The sequence below is a fragment of the Mycoplana sp. 10N416 genome, from assembly GCF_056394765.1.
In genome coordinates this window covers 429,208-452,481 of the sequence record NZ_JBFTIM010000002.1, presented here as the reverse complement: position 1 = coordinate 452,481, position 23,274 = coordinate 429,208, and the positions used below count along the sequence as shown (strand labels likewise).

The window sequence follows — 23,274 nt, the reverse complement described above, 5'->3', positions numbered from 1 at the left end:
CCCGTTCAGGATCAGGTGGAGGCGGCAGCCCGACAGCCTGAAAGCACGTCGAGCGCCGGATCGTAAACCGTCGTCGCCACCGACATCAATCCCAGCACAGTGTGGAACAGATTGTCGTGCGACGCCGGTTCGCCGGCGCGTTGGCGCAGGCAGGCCGCGTCGACCGTGGCTTTGTCTTGCGCGCCCAGCCACAGCACGAACGGGACATGCGTCTGCTGTTTCGGCGCAATCAGATAGGGTGCGCCGTGCAGGTAGAGGCCGTTCTCACCAAGGGACTCGCCGTGGTCGGACATGTAGATCATCGCCCCGTCCAGCTGACCCTCCTGAGTTTTCAGCGCGTCGATGATCATCGACAGAAAATGATCGGTATAGGCGATGGTGTTGTCGTAGGCGTTGACGATTTCCTCTGTGCTGCAATCGGCAACTTCGGGCGTCCGGCAGTCGGGCTGGAAGCGCCGGTAGGCGTCTGGATAGCGCTCGTAATAGGCGGGGCCGTGGCTGCCGAGCTGGTGGATGACGAGGACGCTGTCCGTCTTCACGCCGTCGAGCCAGGGAACGAGGCGCTCGAGCAGGATGCCGTCCTGGCATTCGCCATCGGTGCAAAAGCGGGAATCGGGGCTGGCGGGTAGGGAGTGGTAGGTGACGCGGTCGGCGATCCCCTTGCTGCCGGTGTTGTTGTCCCACCACTCGGTCGCAAGCCCCGCATGGGACAAGACATCGAGAAGGTTCTCGGTCTCCAGGCCCTTGCGGTGGCTGTAGCCGACCCGGTCGTAGATGGAGAACATGCAAGGCAGCGAAACGGCGGTTGCCGTGCCGCAGCTTTCCGTCTGCGAAAAGTAGGTGATATCGCGTGCCGCGAGTTCCGGGTTGGTCGGCCGTGGATAGCCCCCGAGCGAGAAATTGTCGGCACGCGCGGTTTCGCCGGCGACCACGACCAGCACCCGTGGCCGGCGTCCGGCGGCCGCGACGACATGTGCATCGGCGCCGAGCGGTTGCACGACGATATTCTTCTCCGCCTTCGTGCTGATCGCGTAGCGGACGGCGCTGACGATCGGCGCGACCGGATTGAGGCTTGCGAGCCAATCGCGATGCTCGCGGCTGGTGACGATCAGTAGGCGCATCTGCATCGACGCGGCGACCGCTGCAATCAGCAGGAGCGGCACCACAAAGGCAGTGTTCCGGCGCGCCTTGGCGAAAAAGGGGCGGTGCTCGACCCGCACCCAGGCGACGGCGAGCGAAGGAAAAAGGCCGAACGCGGCAACGTGCCAGGCAAAGGCCGGCGTGATGAGGTTGCTCGCCTCGGCGCTGGTCGTTTCGGCTGCGTTTCGGATCATCTCGACACTGACGAGCACGCCGAAGCGGTCCATGAACCACGAGGCTACGGCACTGGTCAGAATCAGGAAGATGAACAGCGGCTTGGTCAGGAACCGCACGGAGACGGCAATACAGATGGTGGAAAAGAGCGCGGCCAGTCCAAGCGCCAAAACCGCCATTGCGCCGACGGTTCCGCTGAAATAGATCGCCGTCTTGTCCCAAAAGCTTCGATTTGCCGTCGCCAGCAGAAAGAGCGCCACGACGAAACTCAAGGACACGGCACCGATGCTGGGCCGCAAACTGCGCCACGCGGCCGTCAGGCCGTCCGTGAAAGTCGTCATCTGGTCTCCTCGTATTCCGCATCATCCGCGGATCAGGAAACCTCGCATGCGCTTCTTGTGAATACGTGCCCGCGCGGGTCAGCCTCGTTGCGGACATTCGCCCGCCTCCGCCGCGGCGGAACCTGCCGAGCGATGCTGACAACAGCCTGAACGCCAAGCCCGTCGCGGGGCGCCTGCCTCAAGTCGTTGGCAGGACGGAAGTCCTCTCGACGGAAGCCGAGTGGGCCGATTTTCCGCAGCTTGCTGCCGTGGCAAAGGAAGTTTGTCGCCGCGGCGCGGGATCGGCGGAGCTTGACTCGTTTTTGCGAGAAACCTATTGCTTTTGAAGCATTTGGTCAAAACGAAGGGGAACGAAACATGACGAACAGCCTCTTGATTAAACGTCGTACAGTGCTTGCCGGCGGCCTTGTTCTCGGTGCGAGCACGTTCCTGTCGCAGGCGCGCGCCCAGGCACCGCTCAAGGTTGCGGGCATCCATGCCTCCCCCGTCGAAAACGCCTGGAACTCGCGCCTGCACGAGGCGCTGCAGGCGGCGGCCAAGGACGGCGTGATCGAGTACGTGTTCTCGGAAGGCGTCTCCGGCACCGACTATCCGCGCGCCATGCGCGAATACGCCGAGCAGGGCAACAAGCTGATCGTCGGCGAATCCTATGCGGTCGAGCGCGAGGCACGGCAGGTAGCGGCGGACTATCCGGACACCGCCTTCCTGATGGGGTCCAGCGGCGAGGCCGCGGGCGACAATTTCGGCGTGTTCGGCACCTGGAACCATGACGGCGCCTATCTCGCCGGCATGCTCGCCGGCAAGATGACGAAATCCAACGTCGTCGGCTCGGTCGGCGCGATCCCGATCCCCGAGGTCAACATGCTGATCAACGCCTTTGCCGCCGGGGTGAAGGATGTGAACCCGGACGCCAAGCATCTCGTCTCCTTCATCGGCACCTTCTTCGACCCACCGAAGGCGCGCGAGGCGGGCCTTGCCCAGATCGACGCCGGCGCCGACATCCTGTTCGGCGAGCGCATCGGCACTGCCGACGCCGCCAAGGAGCGCGGCATCAAGGCGGTCGGCTCGCTGCTCGACTATACGCCGCGCTATCCCGATACCGTCTTCGCCAACGCGATGTGGTATTTCCGCCCGATCCTCGATGCCGCGGTCGCCGACGTGAACGCCGGCAAGCCGGTCGGCCGGAGCTACACCGCGTACGGTCTGATGAAGGAAGGCGGCAGCGACATCGTCTATGTCAAGGGCGTGGCGCCGGCCGAGGCGGAAGCGGCGATGGAGGCCAAGCGGGCCGACATCAAGGCCGGCAAATTCGAAGTGCCGATCATGATGGAAGAGCCGAAGTAAGCCGGCTGGCCGTGGTCGTGTCCACGCCAGAGTCTACCGGTGTAGAAAAGGGAGACGCATCGGCATTGGCCGATGCGATCCGTTCCGGCGTGCTTTCCGTGCCCGCGGCGATGGAGGCGGCGCTTTCGGCCGCCTCCGCCAATTCGGCGTTAGGCGCAGTCTGCCACCTCGATGAAGCGCGCGGCCGGGAGGCGGCCGCAAGTCTCGACGCGGAGAGAGCGACCAATCCGGCGCATTTCGCAACCAAACCCTTTGGCGGCGTGCCGACGCTGGTAAAGGACCTCGGCGGCCCCTTTGCCGGCTTTCCCGTCCGGGCCGGGTCGCGCATGCTGGATGGGATGCTGGATCCTGCGACGGATTCCGACCTCGCCGAGCGGTTCCGGCAGGCGGGCTTTGCCTGCTTCGGACTGACCACCAGCCCGGAATTCGGGCTCTCGCTCGCGAGCGAACCGGCCCGCGGGCCGATCTGCCGCAATCCGCTCGACCCGTCCCGCACCGCCGGCGGCTCCTCGGGCGGCGCAGCCGCGGCCGTCGCAGCCGGGATCGTCGCGATCGCTCATGCCACCGACGCCGGCGGTTCGATCCGCGTGCCGGCCGCCTGCTGCGGCCTTGTCGGGTTGAAGCCGACGCGCGGCGCCATTCCCGGCGGCCCGCATTTCGGCAACCACCTCGGCGGGATCGCCAGCGAGCTTGCCGTCTGCCGCTCGGTGCGCGACACACAGGCGATCTTCGAGGCGTTGCACGGCAAGGCCCGAGGGCCCTTTGCCGACCCGGCACTGGGCGACCCTGCTGAAGGCGATTTGCGGATCGGCGTTTTGACGGACACCGGCCGCGACTATCCGACGGATGCAGCGCGAAGCGCGGCGGTTCTGGATGCAGCGAAAACTCTCGAAAGGGACGGGCACCGGATCGTTCCGCTCCGCTGGTCCGATTTTGAGGAATCGGTAGCGATCTCTGCCACCGTCTTCGCCGACATCGTTTCGGTCAATCTGGCCCGGCTTGCCGAGACTGCCGGGCTTGATCTGGACCTTGCCGAACTGCTGACCCGCGCGTTTGCGCAGCGCGGACGAAAATTATCCGGTGGACGCCTCTGGACATCGCTCGATGCCGCGGTGCATGTGAGCCACAGAACCTGGGCCCTGTTCGAAAGCCTGGACTGCGTGTTGATGCCGATGCTCTCTTCCGCCCCCCCGACGGTCGGGTCCTTTCCCACCGACCATGCCGATACCGATCTGCACCTGCATCGGATGACGGCCTTTGCGCCGCTGGCTGGCCTTGCAAATATCTCCGGCTTTCCGGCACTGACGCTGCCCTTCGGCGCGGATGCGGACGGATTGCCGCTGCCGCTCCAGGTGATGGGCCCCATGGGCTGCGAGAAGTTGCTGCTTTCCCTCGCCGCCCGGCTCGAGCGCGAAGAGCGCTGGCAACATCGTTTTCCCGTCGCGGGACTTGCGGCATGACCCTCGAAACCGTCCTCGAACTGTCCCACATCAGCAAGCGCTTCGGCCCGATCGTCGCCAATGACGATATCTCCATCAGCCTGCGCAAGGGCGAACTGCTGGCGCTGCTCGGCGAAAACGGTGCCGGCAAGACCACGCTGATGAGCATTCTGTTCGGCCACTACACGCCGGACGAGGGCACCGTGCGTGTCGACGGGACCGAGCTTCCGCACGGCCGCCCGCGCGCGGCGATCCGCGCTGGCGTCGGCATGGTGCATCAGCATTTCTCGCTCGCGCCGAACCTGACCGTGCTCGAAAACGTCATGACCGGCACCGAGTCGCTCTGGTCATGGCGTTCGAACAAACGGGCGGCGCGGCGCAAGCTGCTGGCAATCGCCGAGCGCTTCGGCCTCGACGTCGATCCGGACGCGCGGCTCGGCGACCTGTCCGTCGGCGAGCAGCAGCGGGTGGAGATCCTCAAGGCTCTCTACAACGACGCGCGCATCCTGATCCTCGACGAGCCGACGGCCGTACTGACCAACATCGAGGCGGAGCGGCTGTTCCGCACGCTGAAGGAGATGGCGCGTCAGGGCCTGTCCTTGATCTTCATCTCGCACAAGCTCGACGAGGTCATGGCCGCGGCAGACCGCATCGTCGTCCTGCGCGGCGGCAAGGTGGCGGCCGAGCGCATGGCCAGCGAAACCAACAAGGCGGAGCTCGCCGAACTGATGGTCGGCCATCGCGTGACGCGCCCCACGCGCGAACCCGCGACACCGGGCGAAACCGTGTTCCAGGCGTCCCGCCTGACGGTGACCAGCGGCGGCATCGACCGTTTGAGGGAGATCGATTTCTTCCTGCGTGAAGGCGAGACGCTGGGCATCATCGGCGTCTCCGGAAACGGCCAGACGGCGCTATCGCAGCTGATGAGCGGGCTGGCGGCGCCAAGCAGCGGGGAGATGCGGCTGTTTGGTGAAATCACACCCGCGCTTGACGTGCACGAGTTGGTGGAAGCCGGCGTCGGCCGCATTCCCGAAGACCGCCACCGGCAAGGCACGATCGGCGAAATGGCGATCTGGGAGAATGCCGTGCTGGAGCGGATCCACACCGCGCATTTCTCCCGGGCCGGCCTCGTCAACCGCATAGCCGGCCAGGCGCTGGCCGCCACCATCATCGAGGATTTCGACGTGCGCGGCGGCACGCCGACGAGCCGTGCGCGCCTGCTGTCCGGCGGCAACATGCAAAAGCTGATCCTCGGGCGCAACCTCTACCGGCGGCCGCGCATCCTGATCGCCGCGCAGCCAACGCGTGGCCTCGACGAGGGCGCGGTCGCCGCCGTGCACGCGCGCATCCTCGAGGCACGCCGGCAGGGGACGGCGGTGCTTTTGATTTCCGAGGACCTGGACGAGGTGATCGGCCTTGCCGACCGCATCCAGGCGATCGTCAAGGGGCGGCTTTCCGCGCCGATCGCCGCCGAGGAGGCCGACCCGCGCCGCCTCGGCCTGATGATGTCCGGGGACTGGACGTCGAGCGAAGGACAGACCGATGCGCCTTGAACGCCGCGAACATCGCCCGCTGCTGCTGGTCGTCCTGTCTCCGATCCTCGCCGTCGCCGCGGCGCTGGCGCTCGCAGGTATCCTGATCGCGCTGGCTGGCGCACCTGTGCTGGAGGCCTATGGCCGCATCCTGACCGGCGCCTTCGGTACGCGGCTCTCCGCCACCGAAACCCTGACGCGGGCGACGCCGCTGATGCTGACCGGGCTTGCGGCTGCCGTCGCCTTCCGTGCACGGCTTTGGAACATCGGCGCCGAAGGGCAGTTCTATCTCGGCGCGATCATGGTGGCCGCGCTCGGGTCGAGCGCGCTCTCGGGATTGCCGGGACCGGTGCTGATCCCGCTCCTCTTTGCCGCCGGCGCGCTTGCCGGCATTCTCCTGATGCTGGTGCCGCTCTGGCTGCGTCTGCGCTTTTCCGTCGACGAGGTGGTGACGAGCCTGCTTTTGAACTTCGTCGCCGTCCTCTTCGTCTCGATGATGATCGAGGGGCCGCTGAAGGATCCGCTCGCCTTCGGCTGGCCGCAGTCCATGCCGGTCGCCGACCACGCGCTGCTGCCCAAGCTGATCGAGCGGTCGCGTCTTCATATTGGCCTGCTAGTGGCCGTCGTTACCGCACTGGTGGTCCACTTCCTGCAGGCGCGCACCGTTTTCGGCCTGCAGTCGCGTGCCGCCGGCCTGAACCCGGAGGGAGCCGCCTTTGCCGGCGTGCCGCTCGGCAGGACGCTGGTCAAGGTTGCCTGCCTCTCGGGCGGGCTTGCCGGGCTTGCCGGCGCGATCGAGGTGATGGGCGTGAAGGGATACGTCACGACCGACCTGTCGCCGGGCTACGGCTATGCCGGCATCATCGTCGCGATGCTGGCCAACCTCAATCCGCTCGGGGTGATCGCCGCCGCGCTCTTCACCGCCACCATGTTCGTCGGCGCCGACGGCATGAGCCGGGCGTTGAGCATCCCGACCTACATCGCCGACGTCACCGTTGCGCTGTCGCTCTTGACCATGCTCGTCGCCATCTTCTTCACCCAGTACAGGATCCGCCGATGAGCACGCTGTTCGACATCATCGCCTCGGCCGGCCTGTGGGCCGCGGTCCTGCGGATCGCGACACCGCTGATCTTCGGCACACTCGGCGCGCTGCTGTCGGAGCGGTCCGGCGTCCTCAACCTCGGCATCGAGGGGATCATGACCTTCGGCGCGATGATCGGCTGGCTCGCGGTGTTCAACGGTGCCGACCTCTGGACCGGCATCCTTGTCGCCGCGCTATCCGGCGCGCTGTTCGGCCTGCTCCATGCGTCGATGACGGTGACGCTTGGCCTGTCTCAGCATGTGACGGGGCTTGGCATCACCCTGTTTGCCTCCTCGCTCAGCTACTATATTTTCCGCCTGACGGTGCCGCTTGCCTCGACGCCGCCGACGGTGACGCCGTTCCGACCGCTCGCCATTCCGGGCCTCTCGGATCTGCCCTTCGTCGGTCCGGCGCTCTTCACCCAGACCGCGCCCACCTATCTGGCGATCGTCATCGCGCTGCTGCTCGGCTATGTCGTCTACCGCACCCCGCTCGGGCTGGCGCTGCGCATGAGCGGCGAAAACCCGCACGCGGCCGAAGCACAGGGCGTCGACCCGATCAAGGTGCGTTACGGCGCGATCATGGCGGGCAGTGCGCTGATGGCCGTCGGTGGCGCGTTCCTGACGCTGTCGGCGTTCAACAGTTTCTTCCCGACCATGGTGCAGGGGCGCGGCTGGATCTGCATCGCGCTCGTCGTCTTCGCCTCCTGGAAGCCGGCAAGGGCGCTGTTCGGGGCGCTGCTGTTTGCCTTCTTCGACGCGTTCCAATTGCGGCTGCAGGCGGTGCTGGGCGATGTGCCGTACCAAATCTTCCTGATGATGCCCTATATACTCTCCATCGTGGCTCTCGCCGCCATGGCCCGCCGCGCCCGCGTCCCGCAAGCGCTGATGCAACCCTATCGGCGCGGTGAGCGTTAGGCTCAGGCGGTTGCCCGTTCGGCCGGGTGGGGTCGGAGGCGATGGTCAATCACCTGCTCAAGGCCATGTTCGTTACCTCGCCCGCCTTCATCGCCACGAAGCGTGACGAGCACGGGCGACTACACCTTTGCCATCGAGGCGAGAGACAGCAATGGCGAGCGTAAGGATGGGCGTCGTCCTCGCGCGCACGTTCAATGAAAATAACAAACTCTTCTCCGCCGAACCGTGAGATACGCATGCGTGATGAAGCCAAATCTCCCCTACAAACAACGACGTTCAGAAGGTTTGGCTTAGTGCATATCCAAGCTTATTCTCGGGTCAGAAGAGGGCAAACGAACTATATTGACATTTGAGCGCAGCTTTCATGCTATAAAGCATGGATATTGAGCTGGCCCGCACATTCCTGGAAATCGTTTCGACCGGAAGCTTTATTCGGGCCGCGGAACGTTTGAATGTGGCGCAGACAACGGTCAGCGCGCGGATCCGCAACCTTGAGCAACTCCTTGGCCGGCCTCTGTTCATCCGGAACAAAGGTGGTGCGTCGCTGACGCCAGCAGGCGAGCAGTTCCTGCACCATGCGCCGATGTTCGTGCAGCTGTGGCAGCGAACTCGGCATCAGGTCGCGGTTCCCCCAGGCCGCCGTGCGGTGCTGACGATCGGCAGCGAAGTTACGCTTGCGCAACCAATGCTGCTCAATTGGGTCCGATGGATACGCCAGTCCCTCCCCGATATCGCGCTGCGCGTGCGTGTCGATGTGCCCCAGGACCTGATCGATCAGGTTGCCTCGGGGATGGTCGACGTGGCGATCATGTATGCGCCCGCCCATCGGCCCGGCCTCAAGATCGACTTGCTCCTGGAAGAAAAGCTCGTGCTTGTGACAACCGACCCGGAGGCGCGGCTCGGGGAGACGAAATATGTCTATATGGACTGGGGGCCGGACTTCGTGCGGCACCACCATGTGAATTTCCCGGATATCATACCGGATCTCACTTTCGATCTCGGCCCGCTGGCGCTCAGCTATGTCCTTGCAAGCGGCGGGTCTGGTTACTTCAGGTTGAGTACGGTGGAGCCCCTTGTAGCGGCGAAACAGCTTCACATCGTCCCCGAGATGCCGCAGTTCTCCTATCCGATTTACGCGGTACAGTCTGCTACCGCGGATGACCGCATCGTCGGCCCTACCCTCGCCGGACTGCGTACCATTCTCTGACAAGCCGGGTCCTAAGTCACTGATTCAACCGCCGCATATTCGTCCATCGCGGAACTGTCGAGAGCAGGTCAATCGGTGCGCTCACGTATCGCCCCAGGAGTCATCAGCGTGCACGATCGGCAGCCGCTCGGAGGGGCTGCGGATCGATACCGCCTTCGACGGGAACGATGCCACCGCGACCCGTCATACGGGTATCAGCGGCGTCGATCGCCACAAGATCGCACCGCGCTGTCAAGCTGGCTGTAGCCCTCCGGACAGGGCAATGACCACCCTGACTTGACAATCAGGCGAGCCGGGCTACCGTTAGGTGTGGCCTTCTATGCGGCTCCCGAGGTTCGGGGCGACAGTTTTGCGATCTGTTCCGCCCCCCGCAGATTCCTTGCGCCGGTGGCCCTGCTCTACGTTTCCTGGCTGTTGCCGACAATCGCACTGAGCTCTCCTCACGCGACGCTTGCGCCTTGGCTGGGTGGAACAAGGCCGCCGTTGGAACTCGATTCTCTCGACGGCAAAAGGATATCCCTCGAGGACTATCGAGGGCAGGCCGTCATCGTTCATTTCTTCGCCACCTGGTGTGAGCCCTGCGTCGGGGAGTTGAAGTCCCTGGAGAGGTTGGCGGCGCGGCGACACGGCAAGCGCTTGGCCATTCTCGCTGTCGATGTCGGAGAGGTCGATGCACGCGTGCGATCCTTCTTCCAAAAATACCCGGTCAGCTTCCCCGTTCTGCTGGATCGCGATCGAAGGATCACAAAGGCATGGCAGGTAATGGCACTGCCGACCAGCTTCGTGCTGGGGCCAGAACTTTCTCCAGTCCTGTTCGTCAAAGGCGAGCTTGATTGGAATAACCGAGATGTCGATTCCGCGTTGGATGAGACGATCAAAACCCCGGTTGAGGGTGAACCGGCATTTGTTGAAAGAGAGGGAGGTAAGTGACAATGACCAGCCGTCGCGAATTCCTGGCCGGGGCAGCAGCCTGTTCTGCCACCGCACTGATGCTGCCGGCACTGGCAAGAGCGGATCTGAGGTTCGATCCTCAGTCCGGGGCATGGCGGACCTTCAGCATTACCACGCGTGTCGATATCCCGAAGTCAGACCGGGCTGCACAGCTCTGGGTGCCATTACCTTCCTTGCACGAAGATGAGTGGATGGTGCCGTCCGGCGACCAATGGTCAGGCAATGCCGCATCCGCGGAGATCGTGACTGATCCGAAACATGGCGCGAAGCTGCTGCACGCGAAGTTCTCCGCAGATCAGACATCGGCCGTGCTGCAGATTGAAAGCCGGATCAAGACACAAAGCCGCTCCGCGCCGGTCGGGTCATTGAGCGATGCCGAGCGGCCGATTTACCTCGAGGCGACGGAACTGATGCCGACCGATGGCATCGTGAAGGAAGTCGCCGACAAGATCACGGCCGGTTCGACGACCGAACTTAACAAGGCCAGGGCGATCTACGAATGGATCGTCGAGAACTGCCATCGGGACGGCGCCGTTCGCGGTTGCGGCACCGGGGATGTCGCGAGCATGCTGCAGTCGGGAAATCTCGGCGGCAAGTGCGCAGACCTGAATGCGCTCTATGTCGCGCTGGCCAGGGCGTCGGGGCTGCCGGCGCGTGACGTCTATGGGATTCGGGTTGCGCCTTCCCAGTTCAGCTATAAGAGCCTCGGAGCGGGTTCGGAAACGGTCACCAAATCTCAGCATTGCCGCGCCGAGGTCTATGTTTCCGACTACGGATGGATCGCGGTCGATCCGGCGGATGTCCGCAAGGTCATGCTGGAGGAGCCGCCTGGCAACAATGCTATCGATTCTCCGGTGGTCGTTGCCGCGCGGGAGAAACTGTTCGGGTCCTGGGAGGGCAACTGGCTTGCCTACAACACTGCCCACGATCTGGTGTTGCCGGAGTCAGCCCACAAGGTCGCCTTCCTGATGTATCCGCAGGCCGAGATCGATGGAGAACTGCTCGATACTCTTGATCCCGATGCTTTCAAATACACGATCACTGCCGCCGAGATCGCGTCCTGAGCAACTGACACATGACGGGGCGGGTCCAAGCGATCCGCCCCGCGCGACGATGCGGTTCAAGTGAAATATTGGAGTGTGGCCTGCAAAGGTTCAGCAGATGGCGGTTGCCGGATCGGCGCCCGAGATCTTTTCCGGGTTCGCGAATGAGCCGGTGCGCTTGACGGAACTTGCGCATGGCGGCGGCTGCGCCGATTATTTTCAGCAACGTCTCGGCTGGCAGCCGGCCACCGTCGTGCAACGTTAAATTCTACCGCCGGAATAAACGAATTACCAAGCAATTTTCACCATCGGCTCGTCGGCTGTTGGCGGGAAATTCAAGTGACCGCTGCTTACCTCGCTCGAACAACACTGCAAAATTCTTGTTCCCATGCCGCATTTAATTTCATTTGTACGTGCGCAACCTCGTTCGTAAGCTGATAGGGCAAAGCCATCGGCACGACGCACTCCGCGAAAACGGTGTGGTGACCAGTGTTCGAGGCGAAAAAAGATGAGCAGTAAAGACGTCGAAGATTATTCGGTGTTTACACTGCGGTGTGTCCTGAAATAGATAACTATAAGTATTGTCTGCTTGGAAGTTGCTTGTTGCAATGTAATATTTTGTTGCTATCGTTACAGTACTATACGCGCTGATCGTACCCCGGGAGGGTCCCAATCTGGAGGAAAGAATGAACATGGACCTTTCGCGCCGTGCCTTTCTAAAGGGTGCGAGTGCAGGCGTCGCAGGCACCACCCTGGGGGCGTTCGGATTTGGCGGCGTCGAAGCTGCCTACGCAGCAACGGTAAAGCCGTTCAGGCTGACCAAGACAAAAGAGGCGCGAAGCTCTTGCCCGTATTGTGCCGTCTGTTGCGGCATGATGATCTTCTCGGCGGAAAGCAAGGCCGAGCCGGGCAAGATGGAAGTTACCCACATCGAGGGCGATGTGGACAGCCCGGTGAACCGCGGGACGCTGTGCCCCAAGGGCGCGGCAGCGATCGACTACATCAAGTCCAAGACCCGCGTGAAGCAGCCAATGTACCGCAAGGCTGGCGGCGACAAGTTCGAGCAGGTGACGTGGGACTTCGCGATGGAACGCATCGCCAAGTTGATGAAGGAAGACCGCGACGCCAATTTCATCGAAACCAACACTGATGGGGTTCCCGTCAATCGTTGGCCGACCATGGCGTTTTTGTCTGGTAGCTCGGTCACCAATGAGACGGGCTGGCTGACCTACAAGGTTGCTCGCGGCCTGGGGATCTTGCAACTCGAGAACCAAGCACGCGTTTGACACGGACCGACGGTGTCCAGTCTGGGCCCATCATTCGGTCGCGGTGCAATGACAAACAGCTGGACGGACATCAAGAATGCTGATGTCGTCTGGATCATGGGTGGTAACGCCGCTGAGGCGCATCCCTGCGGGTTCAAATGGGTCACGGAGGCGAAAGCCGAGCGTGGCGCCAAGCTCATGGTCGTCGATCCGCGCTTCAACCGGTCGGCGGCGGTCGCCGATCACTACGCCCCGATTCGGCCGGGCAGTGACATCGCCTTCCTGTCAGGGGTGGTGAATTACCTCCTGAGCAACGACAAGATCCATCACGAGTACGTGCGGCACTATACGAACGCCGCCTATATCGTGCGGGACGACTTCGCCTTCGAGGAAGGTCTGTTCTCCGGCTACGACGAGGAGAAGCGCAGCTACGATCGCAGCAGTTGGGAATATGAGATCGGACCGGACGGCTTCGCTGTCCGCGACATGACGCTCACCGATCCGCGCTGTGTCTTCCAACAGATGAAGAAGCATTTCGAGCCCTATACGCCCGAGATGGTCGAGCGCATCAGCGGTACGCCGAAGGACAAGTTCCTGCAGGTGGCTGAATGGGCGGCCTCTACCGCCAATGGTGAGCGCGCCATGACGATCATGTACGCGCTCGGTTGGACGCAGCATTCCAGCGGGGCGCAGAACATCCGCACCGCGGCGATGATCCAGTTGCTGTGCGGGAACGTCGGCATTCCAGGAGGCGGGGTGAATGCGCTTCGCGGCCATTCCAACGTCCAGGGCATCACCGATGTGGGGACGCTGACGGCGGCGATCCCGGGCTATCTCGCTCTGCCGACCGACAAGGAGCCGACGCTTGCGGCACATCTGGAGAAGCGGACGTTCAAGCCCCTGCAGCCTGACCAAACCAGCTACTGGCAGAACTACAGAAAGTTCTACATCAGCTTCCTGAAGAGCTACTTCGGGGCCAAAGCCACGAAGGAAAATGACTTCGGCTTCGACTGGCTGCCAAAGGTCGACGTCGGCTATGACGCGCTGCGCATGTTCGACGTCATGCATCAGGGCAAGACGACGGGCCTGCTGTGCCAGGGCTTCAATCCGCTGATGGCCATCGCCGACTCGCGCAAGACCGGGGTGGCGCTGGCCAAGCTGAAGTTCCTCGTCAGCATGGATCCGATCGAGACGGACACGGTACGGTTCTGGGAGAATCACGGCGAATTCAACGATGTTGATACCGCCAGCATCCAGACCGAAGTGTTCATGCTACCGGTCACGTCCTTTGCCGAGGAAGAGGGCAGCCTCACCAACTCCAGTCGCTGCATCATGTGGAAATGGCCGGCTGCGGACCCGTATTTCGAGTCCCGCAAGGACATCGACATATTGGCCGACCTCTTCACGCGCATTCGCAAGCTCTATGAAGTGGAAGGAGGAACGGCCGCCGAGCCGCTGCTGGCGATCGACTGGAGTTACCAGGACCCGCTGAAGCCCAATCCCGACGAACTCCTGCGCGAGCTCAACGGCAAGGCTCTGGCTGACGTCAAGGATGTCGAAGGCAATGTCATCCGCCGCGCCGGCGAGCAGCTCGCCAGCTTCGGCGAGATGCGCGACGACGGCTCGACCGATGGCTCCATGTGGATCTACGCCGGCGTCTATGGTCCGAAGGGCAACTTCGCCCAGCGCCGCGACAACAGCGATCCGTCGGGTCTGGGCGTGTTCGGCAGCTGGGGCTTCTCGTGGCCCGCCAACCGCCGCATCCAGTACAACCGCGCTTCTGCCGATCCGCAAGGAAAGCCGTGGAGCGAGGAGAAGAAGTACATGTACTGGGACGGCCAGCGCTGGACCGGGCCGGACGTGCCGGACTATGTGCCGACCATTCCGCCGGAAAAGGCGGTTGGCCCGTTCATCATGAACGCGGAAGGCGTTTCGCGCCTGTGGGTCCGCGGCCTGATGACGGATGGTCCGTTCCCCGTCCATTACGAGCCGTTCGAGTCGCCGGTCACCAACCCGATGTTCCCGAAGATCAGGGGCAATCCGGTGGCGCGGGTGTTCGATAAGAACATGGAGGTGTTCGGCGATCCGTCCAAATTCTCCATCGTTGCGACCACCTACCGGCTGACCGAGCATTTCCACTACTGGACCAAGAGCGTTCATACCAACGCGGTCCTGCAGCCCGAAGCGATCGTCGAGATGTCGGAGCAACTGGCAAAGGAGAAAGGAATCGCAGCCGGGCAGATGGTCCGCATCTCTTCGCACCGCGGCGAGGTGAAGGCCAAGGCGGTCGTCACCAAGCGCCTCATACCGCTCCAGGTCGACGGCAAGACGGTCCATACGATCGGCCTGCCGCTGCACTTCGGCTTTATCGGGGAGACCAAAAAAGCCTCGCCGATAAACTCGCTCACGCCACCAGTCGGCGACGCGAACTCGCATACGCCTGAATACAAGGCGTTTCTTGTCGATATCGAGCCCATTTCCGGGCCGGTGGCGTAGGAGGGAGCGATGTTTCCAGTGATTGACAACCCGACCACGGAACCTGTCGCGCCGAAGTTTGGTGACGCAGACCTGATTCGTCGCTCTGCTTCGACCATCGCTCCGCCCGCCCAGCGACAGACGGAAGTGGCCAAGCTGATCGACGTGTCCAAATGCATCGGCTGCAAGGCGTGCCAGTCGGCATGCCTTGAGTGGAACGAACTGGTGGAGGACGTCGGCGTCAACAGCGGCGTCTATGACAACCCGCATGACCTGACGCCGAATTCGTGGACGCTGATGCGCTTCACGGAGTACGAGAACCCAGACACCGGCAATCTCGAATGGCTAATCCGCAAGGATGGCTGCATGCATTGCGAGGATCCGGGCTGCCTCAAGGCCTGCCCGGCTCCCGGCGCCATCGTCCAGTACTCGAACGGCATCGTGGATTTCGTCCAGGCCAACTGCATCGGCTGCGGCTATTGCGTGAAGGGCTGTCCCTTCAACATTCCGCGCATCTCCAAGGTTGATCACAAGGCCTACAAATGCTCGCTCTGCGTCGACCGCGTGGCGGTCGGGCAGGGGCCGGCCTGCGCCAAAGCCTGCCCGACCCAGGCGATTGTCTTCGGCACAAAGGAAGAGATGAACCAGCATGCGGCCAGCCGCATCGAGGATCTGAAGTCGCGCGGTTTCGCCAATGCCGGCCTCTACGATCCGCCCGGCGTCGGCGGCACCCATGTGATGTATGTGCTGCATCACAATGACAAGCCGGAAATCTATGCGGGGCTTGCCAACAATCCGCGCATCAGCCCGGTGGTCGAAGCGTGGAAGGGGCTGACCAAATATGCCGGCCTGACGGCCATCGGCGCGTTCGCGGCAATCGGCTTCCTCCATCACCTCGTCTCCGGTCCGAACCGGGTGTCGTCCGCGGATGAAGAGGCGGCAAGGCGTCTGGCGGAGGGGAACAGTCATGACCAAGCAAGCTGAAGCGGCGAAAGGCGATAGCATCCACCGGGGCAATCCGGTCACGGTGGACCGCTACACCGCCGCCGCCCGCATCAATCACTGGATCACGGCAATCAGCCTTGTGCTGCTTGCCTTGTCCGGACTGGCTCTGTTTCATCCAAGCTTGTATTTCCTGACTGGGCTCTTCGGTGGCGGAGCGCTTACAAGAATGATCCACCCCTTCATTGGGGTGGTGTTGTTGCTCGGCTTCATCGGCCTGTTCCTCCGCTTCTGGAAGCTCAATCTGTGGGAGCGGACTGACAATGTCTGGCTCGGTCGCCTCAAGGACGTTCTGACCAAGAACGACGAGAACCTTCCCGAAATCGGCAAGTACAATGCCGGCCAGAAGTTGGTGTTCTGGTCGATGTCGCTGCTCATTGTGCTGCTGTTCGCCAGCGGCGTGGTGATCTGGCAGCAGTTCTTCAGTGAATACTTCGCGGTCGAGCAGCAACGTGTGGCCGTGCTGATCCATTCAATGTTGGCAATCGTGATGATCTGCGTGTGGATCGTCCATGTCTACGCCGCCATCTGGGTGCGCGGTACAATTGGCGCCATGACTCGCGGCCGGGTGACCGGGGGGTGGGCATGGCGGCATCATCGCCGTTGGTTGCGAGAGCTGGTCTCCGGTAAGTCCAAAGGTGGCCCCAAGGAGGTCACGCCGGCCGAGTAACAGATAAAGAAGGGCCGGCGGCACGTTGCCCGCGTGGTTCGTGGGGGAGAGAATTGAGGAAATTTCACAATCTGAAAGCCGACCCCACCAAGATTGGGAATATTGCGAAGCCGCCATTCGTGCGGCTTCCCGATCCCGAAAGGCTTTTCATCGATCGGGCAGCACGCTTTCGCCAGTTGGCTGCTGGTCATGACCTCGGTCCCTATCTGGAATTCCTAGCCGGACTTTCAGAGGTTCAGGCTACGATCCAGGATAACCTGCCGGAGCCTTCCATGCCGGCTGCCGAGATCCTCGACCGGGCCGCCGAGCATGAAATGCCGCCGCTCGCCCGCATGGATTTCGTGGCCGACACGGCGTTCTCCTCTCTGTTCGACCGGCTGACGACGGCCGCCGCCGCGCTCGAAATGCCGCCCGAGGCGCATCTCGCTCTTTCCCGCATTCGCGTCGCCGATGAAGAGATGCTGCACGGCGTCATTGGCAATGTGCTGTCCGACTGGGTGCCCGCCGAGGCGGTGGCCGAACACGCCTTCGTGGCGGCGGCGCTCCAGGTTCATTTCGCCCGGCTTGCCGCAAGGCTCGACCCGGACACGCTCCATCCGGTCGGCGACGGCGTCTGCCCCGCCTGCGGTGCGCCGCCTTCAACGAGCATGGTTGTTGGCTGGAACGGCGCGCATGGGACGCGCTTCTGCTCCTGTTCGCTCTGCGGCACGCTGTGGAACTATGTTCGCGCCAAATGCACGCTCTGCGGCTCGACCAAGGAAATATCGTTCCAGGCGGTCGAATCCGGGCCTGACACGGTCAAGGCCGAAACCTGCAGTTCCTGCCAGGGCTATGTGAAGATCCTCTACCAGGACAAGATGCCGGCCGCCGATCCGATAGCCGACGACGTGGCGACGCTGGGGCTGGACCTGTTGGTGCGCGAACTCAGCTTCCGGCGCGGCGGGGTCAACCCGTTTCTCCTCGGCTATTGAACCGACATGGCGCCGAGGGAAACCACCGCTCCGCTCAATCGTCGGCTTTCGGTCGACCAGGTCTTGCGGACGGAAATAGCGGCCCACGCAGTCGCGCGTTTCGGACGCCCCCTGGCGGTGGTCTCGGTGCGTGAAAGCTTGCAGGCCGTGCGTACCGGAATGCAATCCGGTCCACCGGTGCCAAAGCGGGGCTGCAGGCCGTTGCCAACTTGGCGACTGCGTTCGGCGCGTTGCCGGTGCCGGTCATCGGTCGCGCTGACCAAATGTTCATTCTCGATTTCCGCTGCCTGGAGGATGTAGCTGCAATCACGCGCAATCTCGGCCATTTCAAAATGGATAGGGATACTGATGGGATTCATCGACAGCTTGCTAAGGCGCTCTGAGACGTCGGCGCCGACACCACAGGAGCAGATGAGTACTGCACTCACCGCAGCGCAACAGGGTGACTATGACGCGGCCCTGGCGATCTGGGGTCCGCTCGCGCATCTGGGCGTCGCGCGAGCGCAGAACAATATCGGTGCGTGCTTTTCCGGCGGCCTTGGCGTCGAGCGCGACACGGGACTGGCGATCAAGTGGCTGACGCTTGCTGCGGCGGCTGGCGATCCGGTCGGACAGCGTAACCTCGCCACAGCTTACTTCAAGGGGGAGGGCGTGCGGGAAGATCCGCTGCGGGCGGCAGATCTCTACCGTCAAGCAGCTGAAAGCGGCGACGCCCCTGCTCAAGACATGCTGAGCTGGATTCTGCTTGAAGGTGAACTTATACCCGCGGACTATGATGGGGCGCTGCGCTGGGCGAAGGCCGCCGCCGATCAGGGCGTTGCCTCCTCCATGGCCCGGCTCGGCATGATGTATCACAATGCGCTTGGCGTCGAACGCGACGCTTCCGAGGCGGTGCATTGGTGGGACAGGGCCGCGGTACGCGGTGAGGTCGACGCACAGGCCATGCTCGGCGCCGCTTTCCATCTGGGCGCCGGGGTAGCACGCGACCCATTCACCGCCCTGGCATGGCTCCTGCGGGCCCAAGCGGGCGGCAGTGAACTGGCTGAGCCGTTCATCGGCGCGGTCGAGGCTTCGTTGTCGGATGCTGAGGTCGCGAAAGCACGCCTTATCGCAGAAAGTCCCCTGCCGGAGTCGGTGTCATGATTGTCGGCACGGCGGGCCACATCGATCACGGCAAGACCTCTTTGGTCCGCACGCTGACCGGGGTCGACGCCGACCGGTTGAAGGAAGAGAAAACCCGGGGCATCACCATCGACATCGGCTTCGCCTACATGCCCGGGGCGGATGGCAAGGCGATCGGTTTCGTTGACGTGCCGGGCCATGAGCGTTTCGTGCACAATATGCTCGCCGGCGCGACCGGCATCGACTTTGCGCTGCTCGTCGTCGCCGCCGATGACGGGGTCATGCCGCAGACGCGTGAGCATCTCGCCATCCTCGATCTGCTTGGCATAAAGCGGGGCATCGTCGCTCTGACCAAGGCCGACCTGGTGGCGCCAGACCGGCTCGCCGCAGCGCATGTCGAGGTTGCCAACGCTCTTCTCGGAACCCGGCTCGAAGGCCTCGACATCATACCGACGTCTGTCGTCACCGAAATGGGTGTGAAGGAGCTTCGTGCCCGCTTGGTCGAAGCTTCCCATCTGCAGGAGCACAGGCAGCAGGCGGGAGCGTTCCGGCTCGCTGTCGACCGCTCCTTTACCTTGGCGGGCACGGGCACGGTGGTGACCGGCATCGTGCTTTCCGGCTCGGTGTCCGTCGGCGACCAGATCGTCATCAGTCCGAAGGGCATCTCGGGTCGCGTCCGCGGTCTGCACGCGCAGAACATGAAGGCCGAACGCGGCACGGCCGGTGATCGCTGCGCCCTCAATCTGGCAGGCGAGGCCATCTTTAAAGACGCGATCTCCCGGGGAGATATGGTGTTGGACGCAACCCTCCACGGGCCTTGCGACCGCATCGATGCCCAGCTGCGGGTACTTGCATCAGAGACAAAGCCCCTTTCGCAGTGGATGCCGGTGCGTCTTCATCATGCCGCGCTGGAGGTCGGCGCAAGAATCGTGCTGCTGGGAGAACAGCCCATTGCGCCGGGCGAGGAAGGATTCGTGCAACTTGTGCTGGAGCAGCCCGCCGCAATGGCATCGGGCGATCGCTTCGTGGTGGGCAGCGGACCATCGGCGGCGGCGTGCTGCGCGACCTGCGCGCGCCGGCCCGCAAGCGACGCACGCCGGAACGCATGGCGCAGCTGAGGGCCTATTCCAACGATGATCCCGAGCGGGCATTGCTGGCTCTGCTGCAAAGCCCGCCACATTACCTCGACATCAGCGCCTTCCAACGTGACTTTGCATTGCTGCGCGCACAGGTCGAAGCCATGGCCGAACGGTCCACCCTGCTCAGGCTGCGCGCCGAGACTGCGACGCTGGTGATTGCGCCGCCCACGTGGCTGCGCTTGCGCAAAGCGATCCTGGAGCGGCTGGAGAGGTTCCATGCCGAGAACCGTGATCTCCCCGGCATCGGCATGGAGCGCCTGCGCCTGCAGATCGAGCCGAGGCTTCCGGCTCCGGCTCTTGTCTCGGTCCTGCGCGATCTCGCTTCGTCCGGCGTTGTTGCGATGGACGGTGCCTGGGTCAAACTGCCGACCCACGTCGTCCAGCTCCTGCCGCAGGACGAGGCGTTGTGGGAGATGATTGCGCCGCTGCTGGGGGGCGCGGCGCGTTTCCGTCCGCCGCGCGTGCGAGACATTGCCGACATGCAGGGTGTGCGGGAGACGGAGGTGAGGAAACTCCTCAAACGCCTTGGCCGCATGGGCCGCGTCGACGAGATCGACCACGATCATTTTTTTCTGCGGGGTACCGTAGCGGAGGTCGTGGAGATCGCCAGTGAATTGAGCGCAGCCGCCCAGGATGGACAGTTCAGCGTGGCCCAGATGCGTGACCGGCTCGACAACGGGCGAAAGGTCGCGATCCATATCCTGGAATTTCTCGACCGTCACGGCGTCACGTTCCGGCGCGGCGATGCGCGACGGATCAACAGGAATCGGCTCGACCTCTTCCGTGCGCCTGTGGGCGACGCCAAGGTCGATGCAGTCGTCTTAGCTGGAAGAGATGCGTCCCCGGTGGGGCGTCCGGACTTCAAATCCGGGAGGGGCCGCGAGACGGTCTTTTGTGGGTTCGACTCCCACTCTCTTCCGCCAGAAATCAGAGGAGCACGCGATGATCAGTAGCGAATACGCGGCCTATCTCGACGATCTCGACCGTCGGGCTCGAGAAGCGAGCGTGGCCGAGGAACAATTCCGGAAGGAAGCGGCGCGGCAGACCGAGCACCTCAAGAACGAGCGGGTATTCGCCTACCGACGGCTCAATCTGCTGCGTGCAATCGGCAGGGCGGTCGCGACGGCAAAGGATGAGGCAGAGGCGCAAGGCAGCGGCGGAAGCGTGTTTTACCGCGAGGTCGGATGGAGCGGGGCAACGCAAGCGCAACGGGATGCCGCGGAACAGTTCATGCCGGTGATCCTCGCGATCTGGAATGCAGCGGGGCCCGACAGGGAGGTCGATGAGGAATGCTCCATTCCCGAGGTGCTGGCCGCTTTCGAACGGTGGTTTGAAGAAAGCCGCAGCACGGCTTTCCTCAACCTCATGGAGCGGGAAGTCGTGGAGCTGCCGCTTGTCGAGGTCTGATGCAGATAGGCATGCGCGTTTTGATAGCTGGATAAGGCAGGAGTTCCGCCGGACGGGCGGTTTCACTGCGCTCGTGATTCTCGTGACCATCGGGAAGCTCAGTGTCACGCCGCTTCGCTCGACCTATTTCCATGTCGTCGGTGACGAAATCGGTTGGGCAGAAGTCGCAGCATTGCTCGCCGGGGCAGGCGCTGTCTGGGACGGAGCGGTGTTTGCGACACTGACCGACAAGGCCGGGGGCGGGCCGGTCGAGGACGTCAACGCGCGAGGTGAATTGCAGCAACTTACCGAGCGCCTGATGGAGGACCGGCTGGTTCTCAACGACAATCATTTCTTCGACAGGTGGGGCCGGCGGCTGAGAATTGATGAGGTGACGGTGCAATGAAAGCGACGCTGCGCGCCGTCGGATCGCCTGACCGCTTTCAAGGTGCCGAAATATCGGGAAGTGCAGCCTCCAAAACGGACGACTTGGGAGGCGTGCGGGGCTACGAATGGATGCGACGCGACCGCGCGCCCAGTGTTCGCAACGGCGAGAACATAAAGAGAGAATGGGGAATCTCTTGCCCCGTCATCATCCGAAGCTCGACAGCGTCGAGTTCACAGACGGATATGTCTTCGTCGATTTCACCCCTTCAGCGACCAGGGTTGGTGCTGCGCCGCGGTCATCCCGGCGCCTTTCGCCGCGTCCTGCAGATTCGGCACCGAGGTGATCCTGATGCTACAGTCCGCAAGCGTCATCACGATCCAGGACATCCTCGGTGCCGGCCGCCTGTGGGCTGGCCTCCGGGGGCGGGTTGGGGAAGGTCGGTTTACGTCATGAATGTCCGAAGGTCACCGTTTGCCTCGGCGATCCGGCCTCGCTCGATTTGTGCGCGATTCGCCAGCAACCGTTTCGCCAACATATGATCAGCCGGTGAATTTACAGTCTCGACCGCGACCACGAGATTTTCCCGCATGCGGTAGGTAACGAGCCGGTTGTCGCCCTTCAGATAGGAAAGAGCCTCATCCGTTTGCAGTGCTCGGCCGGCGATCTGCAGCTTCATGTCCCCGATATCCGACCAGAACCAGTTCAGTGCGTCGAAGGGACCGTTTTCCTTTCCGGTGAGACGGCGCGCGAGGTATCGGGCTTGGTCGACCGCGTTCTGAACCGATTCGACACGGTGCATCTCGCTGTGACGGTCCGGAAAAAGCGCGCTGTCGCCCAGGGCGTACAGCCCCGGCGCTGCAGCTAGAAAAGCATCCACGGAGATGCCATTGGTTTGTGGTCCGCCCGGCGCCTGAGCAAGCTCCGCATTCGCGATGCCGCCAATACCAATCAGAACCATGTCGGTTGCCAACTGGCTGCCATCGGTGAGGCGAAGGGAGGAGATTCTGCCGGCTTCATCCAGGATCGTAGCAGCGACCATAGCGTTGGTTTGTATGGCGACTCCCCACGCTTCGAGGCGCCGGTGAATGTGTCCGGCAGTGGCATTGGACAGCACGCGGCCGAGGATAGCCGGTGCCGCTTCGATGACGCAGACCTCGCATCCGAATTTACGGCGCGCGACGGCGGCAAACTCCAAGCCTATGAACCCGCCGCCAATCACCACGATATGGCGAGCGCTCGTTAATCCTCTCGCCAGGCGATCGGCATCGTCCATGCTTCTCAGGTAATGCGCGTTTTCCGGCAACGGGTCAGGAACCAAGGGATGCGGGCGAGCCCGTGATCCCGTTGCCAGAACGATGTCAGTTGCAAGAATTCTCGTGCCGACTGCGAGGGTGACGCAACCAGTCGATGGATCGATGGTCGACACGGAAATGCCCAGGTGCAACGCGATGTTGCGATCCCGAAACAGGGCTTCGGGCCGCAAGAGCAGATTCTCTCGCCCGGTCTCGCCCAGCAGGTAGGATTTTGACAGCGGGGGCCGCTGATAAGGAGGATGTGGTTCATCTCCGATCAGCGTGATAGGGTCGTCATAACCCTCGTCTCGGAGCGACAGTGCTAGCTGGGCGCCAGCCTGGCCGGCGCCGATGATCGCGACGCCCGGCGTTTTGGTTGTCATAGTTGTCATTGG

21 protein-coding genes, 1 tRNA gene and 1 pseudogene are annotated in these 23,274 nt (G+C 63.0%); 19 read left to right on the top strand and 4 right to left on the bottom strand.

The annotated features are described in order from the left end of the window. Window positions 1-11: 11 nt before the first annotated feature. Window positions 12-1,655 (bottom strand): phosphoethanolamine transferase, encoded by a 1,644-nt coding sequence (locus AC1DDS_RS06430; protein WP_477478115.1) that lies wholly within the window; start codon window positions 1,653-1,655, stop codon window positions 12-14. Between the two features lie 357 nt (window positions 1,656-2,012). Between AC1DDS_RS06430 and AC1DDS_RS06425 the strand changes: the two genes are divergently transcribed. The 13 genes from AC1DDS_RS06425 to fdhE all read left to right on the top strand — a co-directional run bounded on the left by AC1DDS_RS06425 (window position 2,013) and on the right by fdhE (window position 17,552). Beyond that, a complete protein-coding gene (locus AC1DDS_RS06425; RefSeq protein WP_477478114.1) occupies window positions 2,013-2,999 on the top strand; it encodes a BMP family protein in 987 nt (328 codons plus the stop codon). 17 nt (window positions 3,000-3,016) lie between these two features. After that, complete coding sequence (locus AC1DDS_RS06420; protein WP_477478113.1) at window positions 3,017-4,459, top strand: amidase; 1,443 nt, start codon at window positions 3,017-3,019, stop codon at window positions 4,457-4,459. Then, a complete protein-coding gene (locus AC1DDS_RS06415; RefSeq protein ID WP_477478112.1) occupies window positions 4,456-5,991 on the top strand; it encodes an ABC transporter ATP-binding protein in 1,536 nt (511 codons plus the stop codon). Before AC1DDS_RS06420 ends, AC1DDS_RS06415 begins: the two co-directional genes overlap by 4 nt. After that, the gene (locus AC1DDS_RS06410; protein WP_310413822.1) at window positions 5,981-7,030 is read left to right on the top strand and encodes an ABC transporter permease; all 1,050 of its coding nucleotides are present in this window, start codon (window positions 5,981-5,983) and stop codon (window positions 7,028-7,030) included. The genes AC1DDS_RS06415 and AC1DDS_RS06410 overlap by 11 nt, the downstream gene beginning before the upstream one ends. Next, a complete protein-coding gene (locus tag AC1DDS_RS06405) occupies window positions 7,027-7,968 on the top strand; it encodes an ABC transporter permease (protein WP_310413819.1) in 942 nt (313 codons plus the stop codon). The genes AC1DDS_RS06410 and AC1DDS_RS06405 overlap by 4 nt, the downstream gene beginning before the upstream one ends. 376 nt (window positions 7,969-8,344) lie before the next feature. Next, window positions 8,345-9,175, top strand: coding sequence for a LysR family transcriptional regulator (locus AC1DDS_RS06400; RefSeq protein WP_477478111.1), 831 nt, complete (start codon window positions 8,345-8,347; stop codon window positions 9,173-9,175). 483 nt (window positions 9,176-9,658) lie between these two features. Then, a complete protein-coding gene (locus tag AC1DDS_RS06395; RefSeq protein WP_477478110.1) occupies window positions 9,659-10,105 on the top strand; it encodes a TlpA disulfide reductase family protein in 447 nt (148 codons plus the stop codon). Between the two features lie 2 nt (window positions 10,106-10,107). Beyond that, window positions 10,108-11,190, top strand: a complete 1,083-nt coding sequence (locus AC1DDS_RS06390; protein WP_477478109.1) for a transglutaminase-like domain-containing protein — start codon at window positions 10,108-10,110, stop codon at window positions 11,188-11,190. A gap of 97 nt (window positions 11,191-11,287) precedes the next feature. Beyond that, entirely contained in the window at window positions 11,288-11,434 is a 147-nt protein-coding gene (locus tag AC1DDS_RS06385) for a hypothetical protein (RefSeq protein WP_477478108.1), read from the top strand. A 421-nt stretch (window positions 11,435-11,855) separates the two neighbouring features. Further along, complete coding sequence (gene fdnG, locus AC1DDS_RS06380) at window positions 11,856-14,930, top strand: formate dehydrogenase-N subunit alpha (protein ID WP_477478107.1); 3,075 nt, start codon at window positions 11,856-11,858, stop codon at window positions 14,928-14,930. 9 nt (window positions 14,931-14,939) lie between these two features. After that, window positions 14,940-15,893, top strand: coding sequence for a formate dehydrogenase subunit beta (gene fdxH / locus AC1DDS_RS06375; RefSeq protein WP_477478106.1), 954 nt, complete (start codon window positions 14,940-14,942; stop codon window positions 15,891-15,893). Further along, complete coding sequence (locus AC1DDS_RS06370; protein WP_477478105.1) at window positions 15,877-16,581, top strand: formate dehydrogenase subunit gamma; 705 nt, start codon at window positions 15,877-15,879, stop codon at window positions 16,579-16,581. The genes fdxH and AC1DDS_RS06370 overlap by 17 nt, the downstream gene beginning before the upstream one ends. Before the next feature lie 53 nt (window positions 16,582-16,634). Then, a complete protein-coding gene (gene fdhE / locus AC1DDS_RS06365; protein WP_477478104.1) occupies window positions 16,635-17,552 on the top strand; it encodes a formate dehydrogenase accessory protein FdhE in 918 nt (305 codons plus the stop codon). Here the strand turns inward: fdhE and AC1DDS_RS06360 are convergent. Beyond that, on the bottom strand, window positions 17,546-17,911 hold the full coding sequence (locus tag AC1DDS_RS06360; protein WP_477478103.1) for a hypothetical protein: 366 nt from the start codon (window positions 17,909-17,911) through the stop codon (window positions 17,546-17,548). The genes fdhE and AC1DDS_RS06360 overlap by 7 nt on opposite strands. Between AC1DDS_RS06360 and AC1DDS_RS06355 the strand changes: the two genes are divergently transcribed. From AC1DDS_RS06355 to AC1DDS_RS06330, 6 genes and pseudogenes are all read left to right on the top strand, one after another. Then, window positions 17,901-18,695, top strand: coding sequence for a tetratricopeptide repeat protein (locus tag AC1DDS_RS06355; protein ID WP_477478102.1), 795 nt, complete (start codon window positions 17,901-17,903; stop codon window positions 18,693-18,695). The genes AC1DDS_RS06360 and AC1DDS_RS06355 overlap by 11 nt on opposite strands. Continuing rightward, window positions 18,692-19,792, top strand: coding sequence for a selenocysteine-specific translation elongation factor (gene selB, locus AC1DDS_RS06350; protein ID WP_477478101.1), 1,101 nt, complete (start codon window positions 18,692-18,694; stop codon window positions 19,790-19,792). Before AC1DDS_RS06355 ends, selB begins: the two co-directional genes overlap by 4 nt. Next, window positions 19,780-20,508 (top strand): annotated as a pseudogene (locus AC1DDS_RS06345) (DNA/RNA-binding winged helix domain-containing protein); the annotation flags it as partial. The gene selB and the pseudogene AC1DDS_RS06345, both read left to right, overlap by 13 nt. Window positions 20,509-20,640: 132 nt before the next feature. After that, window positions 20,641-20,736, top strand: a tRNA-Sec gene (locus AC1DDS_RS06340). A gap of 19 nt (window positions 20,737-20,755) precedes the next feature. Continuing rightward, window positions 20,756-21,220 (top strand): hypothetical protein, encoded by a 465-nt coding sequence (locus tag AC1DDS_RS06335; RefSeq protein ID WP_477478100.1) that lies wholly within the window; start codon window positions 20,756-20,758, stop codon window positions 21,218-21,220. Window positions 21,221-21,302: 82 nt separating this feature from the next. Then, window positions 21,303-21,605, top strand: a complete 303-nt coding sequence (locus tag AC1DDS_RS06330) for a hypothetical protein (RefSeq protein ID WP_477478099.1) — start codon at window positions 21,303-21,305, stop codon at window positions 21,603-21,605. Window positions 21,606-21,844: 239 nt separating this feature from the next. Here the strand turns inward: AC1DDS_RS06330 and AC1DDS_RS06325 are convergent, their stop codons facing one another. Then, window positions 21,845-21,973, bottom strand: coding sequence for a hypothetical protein (locus AC1DDS_RS06325; RefSeq protein ID WP_477478098.1), 129 nt, complete (start codon window positions 21,971-21,973; stop codon window positions 21,845-21,847). A 56-nt stretch (window positions 21,974-22,029) separates the two neighbouring features. Further along, window positions 22,030-23,271: an NAD(P)/FAD-dependent oxidoreductase gene (locus AC1DDS_RS06320; protein ID WP_477478097.1), complete on the bottom strand. Its 1,242-nt coding sequence runs from the start codon at window positions 23,269-23,271 to the stop codon at window positions 22,030-22,032. Between the last annotated feature and the right edge of the window lie 3 nt (window positions 23,272-23,274).